Source organism: Pseudochrobactrum sp. AO18b (assembly GCF_000409565.1).
In the GTDB taxonomy this organism is placed as follows: Bacteria; Pseudomonadota; Alphaproteobacteria; order Rhizobiales; family Rhizobiaceae; genus Pseudochrobactrum; species Pseudochrobactrum saccharolyticum.
The window spans coordinates 1-5,301 of record NZ_ANNO01000022.1; the positions used below are offsets into that span (position 1 = coordinate 1).

General features: G+C 43.8%; 5 protein-coding genes and 1 tRNA gene. 2 read left to right on the top strand and 4 right to left on the bottom strand.

Annotated features, from left to right (window positions below; translation table 11 throughout):
- Positions 1–159: 159 nt before the first annotated feature.
- Both msrA and A918_RS0101120 read right to left on the bottom strand, forming a co-directional pair.
- On the bottom strand, positions 160–804 hold the full coding sequence (gene msrA, locus A918_RS0101115) for a peptide-methionine (S)-S-oxide reductase MsrA (protein WP_198013260.1): 645 nt from the start codon (positions 802–804) through the stop codon (positions 160–162).
- A gap of 110 nt (positions 805–914) precedes the next feature.
- Positions 915–1,223 carry a hypothetical protein gene (locus tag A918_RS0101120; RefSeq protein WP_022709275.1) on the bottom strand — a complete coding sequence of 103 codons (309 nt, stop codon included), beginning with the start codon at positions 1,221–1,223 and terminating at the stop codon, positions 915–917.
- 517 nt (positions 1,224–1,740) lie between these two features.
- On the opposite strand from A918_RS0101120, the gene A918_RS0101125 reads away from it, so the two are divergent.
- Together A918_RS0101125 and A918_RS0101130 are read left to right on the top strand one after the other, a co-directional pair.
- Positions 1,741–1,830, top strand: a tRNA-Ser gene (locus tag A918_RS0101125).
- A gap of 80 nt (positions 1,831–1,910) precedes the next feature.
- Complete coding sequence (locus tag A918_RS0101130; protein ID WP_022709276.1) at positions 1,911–3,236, top strand: DUF6538 domain-containing protein; 1,326 nt, start codon at positions 1,911–1,913, stop codon at positions 3,234–3,236.
- Positions 3,237–3,510: 274 nt separating this feature from the next.
- On the opposite strand, the gene A918_RS0101140 is transcribed toward A918_RS0101130, so the two are convergent.
- Together A918_RS0101140 and A918_RS0101145 are read right to left on the bottom strand one after the other, a co-directional pair.
- On the bottom strand, positions 3,511–4,044 hold the full coding sequence (locus tag A918_RS0101140) for a hypothetical protein (RefSeq protein WP_156831362.1): 534 nt from the start codon (positions 4,042–4,044) through the stop codon (positions 3,511–3,513).
- Positions 3,977–4,786: a metallophosphoesterase gene (locus A918_RS0101145; RefSeq protein ID WP_198013259.1), complete on the bottom strand. Its 810-nt coding sequence runs from the start codon at positions 4,784–4,786 to the stop codon at positions 3,977–3,979. Before A918_RS0101145 ends, A918_RS0101140 begins: the two co-directional genes overlap by 68 nt.
- Positions 4,787–5,301: the final 515 nt, after the last annotated feature.

The following is a 5,301-nucleotide window of genomic DNA, read 5'->3' on the forward strand; positions in this document are numbered from 1 at the left end:
TCGGCGCGAGAAAATATCCACCCGTGTTCGGTAAATTATGCTGTTTTTTACCGCCCGCTCAGATTTTAATAATCGGCAATCTGGCACGGTCCGGAACTTTTTTCATCTTAAATTTATGCGCTTACACATATTTCATTGCCGGAACACACCGCGCCGCCCTTAAATCACGCAGGAAACGCCTGTACCGCGCAAGCCGCAATAACCCTGAGGGTTTTTCGCCAGATATTGCTGATGATAGCCTTCAGCATAATAAAAATCAGAAGCAGGCAGAATTTCCGTCGTAATTGTGCCAAGACCACGGGCGGTCAGCGCCTGCTGGTAAGCTGCTTTACTCGCTTCAGCAGTCTTCAGATCTTCATCCGAATAGACATAAATGCCTGAGCGATATGTTGTGCCTATATCATTGCCCTGCCGCATACCCTGCGTCGGGTCATGCTCTTCCCAGAAAATCTGCAAAAGCTGTGCCAGCGTCACCTCGGCCGGATCATAAACCACCTGCACCACTTCATTATGCCCTGTCAGGCCCGTACAGGTTTCCTCATAGGTCGGGTTCGGCGTCAGACCGCCGCTATAACCGGCAGCGGTGACATAAACACCGGGCACCTGCCAGAACAAACGCTCCACGCCCCAGAAACAGCCCATACCGAACAGAATTTTCTTCATATTATGCGGCCATGGCCCGCGCAGAGGAAGTCCGGAAACAAAATGGTCTTCGGAAGTCGCAATCGCCTCAGTACGACCGGCAAGCGCCTCGTTACTGGTCGGCATACGCAACTTGTGTTCGGGATATTGTCTGAACATCATCATAGTCCCTGTCTGATGCATTTCCGGCTTAAACAGCAACAACGGAAATGCTGCATACTTGTTAGATTTAACGGCAGGCAGCCGGAACAGGCTTACACATATCTGTACTCTTAACGTGCATAAGATTTACGCCCGATCGTTCCGACAGCAAAACACACTATACTCAGCACTAAAAATAAGAACCATCCGGGCATATTCAACACCGGAACCATCCAGTTATCCCAAAAGCCGTTCCAGAAGACCTGCCGTATAAAACCGGCAAAAGCAGCCAAATATTCAGGCAGATAATCCTGCAAACTCTGCAGAAACGGCGTCACAACCAAACGAAGCTGCGCAATTGATCGCGCAATATCAAAAACAGCAAATAACAAGCTGACACCCAACGACCAGAGCGCCAGAAAATTAAAAAATACACGCATAACAACCCATATCCGTCTTCTGAAATTCAGAACTCAAAAAACAACTCTGACTATCATTCTATCACAAGGAGCTTTCCTGACAGACAGGCTATTAAATTTTTCTAATATAAAATTATAATTCACGGAAAAGTCTGTAACTTCCCTCCGCCGTTGAGCAAAAACATTTGTCCTTTCGGACATAAGATTCGACCAGTTTCGTCACGAATTTCAGCAAGATCAGTCCAAAACACTCAAAACCAAGCTCTGGCGGCACGAAATTCGATGATATTTTCCACAGAGTCTCAAAAATATTAAAATCAATAAATTCAATATGTTAAACAAATAAACCATCTGATTATTTATATAATTTCATTGTTTTTTGCCTGTAAAATCAAATGAATTCAGTGAAACACGAAATAATGGTTGAACATCCGTCTTTTATAGCTATATTCCGCGCCGAAACGGTCGTTTAACAGCTGACCACTGTTTGAAGATACGTCGTTGTGATTGATATCACTTATAAATATCAGTCTTGAGTGGAGAGGTGGCCGAGTGGTTGAAGGCGCACGCCTGGAAAGTGTGTATACGGGGAACCGTATCGCGGGTTCGAATCCCGCTCTCTCCGCCATTTTACTAATATAAGCCATTGAAATCGTTGATTTTCCACATATTCCATTATAAAATGGTACAAAAGGTGGTACAAAATCATTGAAGCGCTTCTCTCCTGATCTTCCCCATTTATACATCCGAGGAAAGAGTTTTGTCTTTCGTCTTGTCATCCCCGCGCATCTGCGTGGCCTGGCTGGAAAATCAGAATTTAAAGTCTCACTAAAGACCAAAGACCAATTAACCGCCTTACGAAAGTATGGCAAGGTCGAGCCTTACTATCAAAATCTCATGGACAAGCTTCGCAGCGGTGAAACACTCACCAACGCCACCGACCTGAGCTATGAAGAGATCGTCCAGATGGCTTCGATACAAGGCCGCACCTATAACCCGATTGATCAACTCATCCAAAACCCTGCTAAGTTTATGCAAACTCATAGTGAGTGGTCAAAAGCAGGCAAACCAAACGGTCCCGAGTTTCAGAGTTATTTCAGCACGGCCACATCTACTATCAAACTTTCCGATCTCGTTGCGTTTTTTGAAGCGGATCAAGTACATGAACTTAGCCGTTTTAGTGAGCGAGAGCGCTCGAAGAAAATTAATCCTCTTCAAAATGCCGTTAAGCAGCTAACCGCCTTTTTAGGGAAAGATATTGAGCTGAAATCTTTGACGCGCCAACAGGCTCGTGATTTTCATAAAAGCTTGAAAATTAAGATTGCATCGCAGGAAATTAAACCGAACACAGCCAGCAAATATATCACACATATGCGTGTTCTTATCAAAACTTATAATCTCGCGCACGATAACGAAACTGAAACAGTCTTCGATCGCTTGAACTTTAAGGTCGATGATAATGCACGCCCGCCATTTTCTATCGATTTCTTGAACGAGCACTGGTTCAAAGATAACGCTTTTGCACAGCTAAACCCATGCGCTAAAGCGCTCTTATTTGCTGTGATTGATACTGGCTGTTCATTCAAAGAACTATGCGGCCTTAACCCTGACCAAGACATCAAATTAAACGCAGCCATTCCTCATATTATCATTCAGGAAAATCAAACCCGAAAATTGAAGACGACACACCGTAAGCGCATCATTCCGCTCGTTGGTTACTCCCTGAGATCATTCCAAGCTTTTCCTCAAGGCTTCACCCATTATGCTACAGGTAACGGCCCATCCAATGCTTCTGGGCTGATAAATAAGTTCATGAAAAACAATGGGCTTTTAGAAACCGATGAACATACGGTGTATAGCCTACGTCATACGTTTAAAGATCGCATGAGAAAACATCGCCTGCCAGAGGAACTCCAGAACGATCTTATGGGGCACAAAGCTCAAGGTATGGGCGCTCATTACGGCAATGGGCATTCCCTAGAAGACACTGTTACCTTTATGCAACAGATGGTTCATGACTGGAAATATTTTTAGTTTTTCTCTCAGAAACACTGAAAATCCTAATAAATATAACGTTAGCGGGTCGCTTCAGAGCTCTTTCTGAAGCGTCTGTCATAACAGAAAGGACATCCATGAACTAAATCATGTACGAAGAATACAAGAATACTAATACCAATTATTTCAAATCCTGCCTTAAGGAAGTAGGAGAAGTAGCCAGACAAAATGGTGATTTCGATACATACCATTACTGTGTTGAGGCATGGAAACGGGTAGACGAGTATGAAAATTCGTTAATCGCACCATGGGATTAAACAATAGATTTCTCTCTTAAATATTTATCCAGTTCATATTTTTCACAAATGCTTTTCGCCAACCGGTATGCAGAAATTTCGGATACGTTTATTTTAATAGCTACAGTTATTTTCTCGACTAAATCAGCATTTAAAATCAGCTTCCATGCCACATAGCCACTTGCTGTAATGATTTCATTTCGATGTTCCAAAAACACAGAACCGACTTCTAAATCATCTACAGCACCTAGGCTATTATGAGCATTCTCGGACACTGATGACCGACTAAAATCTTCGAGGATTTGCAGCGAGAAATCAGCTCCGATATGTCCATCCATCTCTAATGGGGTGACTGATTTCAAGCGCACTTTGAGAATGCGCCCACGTTCAAGATAAATACCTTCACAGCCGATAATATGATGCCGGTCATTCATGTTTGGTGAGGTGCCTTTTGATAAATGCAGATAGAGAGACATAAGGCCATTAGACAGAAATGACGTAATCCCAGCGGAAAGCATTCTCACGCTCGCTTTTGAAACGGCGGTATCCATAAGGATTGCTGATGATACGGGTCTGCCCAACCTGAATATCAGTGACTTGATGTGTATGGCCGCAAATCCATAGATCAGGTGCCGCATGTGAATGCATCAAATTTTCAAAGGCAGAGGCGCTGGATGCGTATAAATAGTTGGAAGCACTGTTTTGATAGACAGCATCAGATGCCGCCTCATGTGGGATATGATGAGAAATAATAACCTTCCGTTTTGATGAGAAACGCTCGCAAGTCTCATAAATATACCGGATGGAGAATTTATTCTGCTGCAACATGAATGATGGTGAGAAGCATTCGCCACTCGCCATTTGGATAGCAGTAAAATCACGGATCAGGGCTTCAGCCTCTTTAACCCGCCAAGGTAACTCTGCATGACTGTCTGCCTGATACAAGAAATCAGTCCATAGCGTGCTGCCAATGAACACCACATCTTTATAGATGAAGTTCTCATTATCCAGAATGGTAACGCGCTGGTTCCAGTGACGGCTTTTCTCGACAATAGATGCCATAGATGCCTTTGATGCTTCAAACGTCAAGGCACCTTGGTACTCGTGATTGCCAGCGACGAAAATAATCGGAAGATTGTAATCCTGTACGACCTTCTTCATTTGCTGTTCTAGCTGGTCTGCTGTCGTCCAGTCACCAGCGCATACAATAACATCGGCCAGAGCAGGTGCAGCGATAGGAAACTCAACATATTGCTGCTCTAAGTGAAGGTCAGACCAAACCCATATATTCAAAATATTTTCCAGTTTTTGTGAATTCGCGGCAATTTCGAGGGTAAATCTTACTAAATATAAAGGGTAGTCTGAACGGTTGTAGGTGAAACAGCGCTTTCGCACCGCTTCTGACCATCTATCGAGAAACTAAGGACATTGTCCAAACTGTAATGAATATGAAAGCCAGTTACCCTCCCGAAAGTTGGGATAGCCTTCGGCAACTGCTTCATTACTAAAGCTGGATAATCTGCTGGCCTTAGACCTATCGGAAACCGGATATATTTCTGTTCATGAAAATTTCCCCATGCACAGGCAAATATCGGGCTCGGAACAGGGTTCTCAGTGGATAAATAAGCATAGGGGGCAAAGCCAGCATTTAGCTTTGAGCGAGTGTTAGCTTCAGCCAATTGGATGTCAGCAACATTCAGACCTAATGCTTGAGCCAGACGATTGAATAGCCCCTAGATTTGTAGACACCTTGTGACTTAAAAAAGAGGCAAGGAGCTTACGATGGGTAAAGCTAATTTCACCGACGA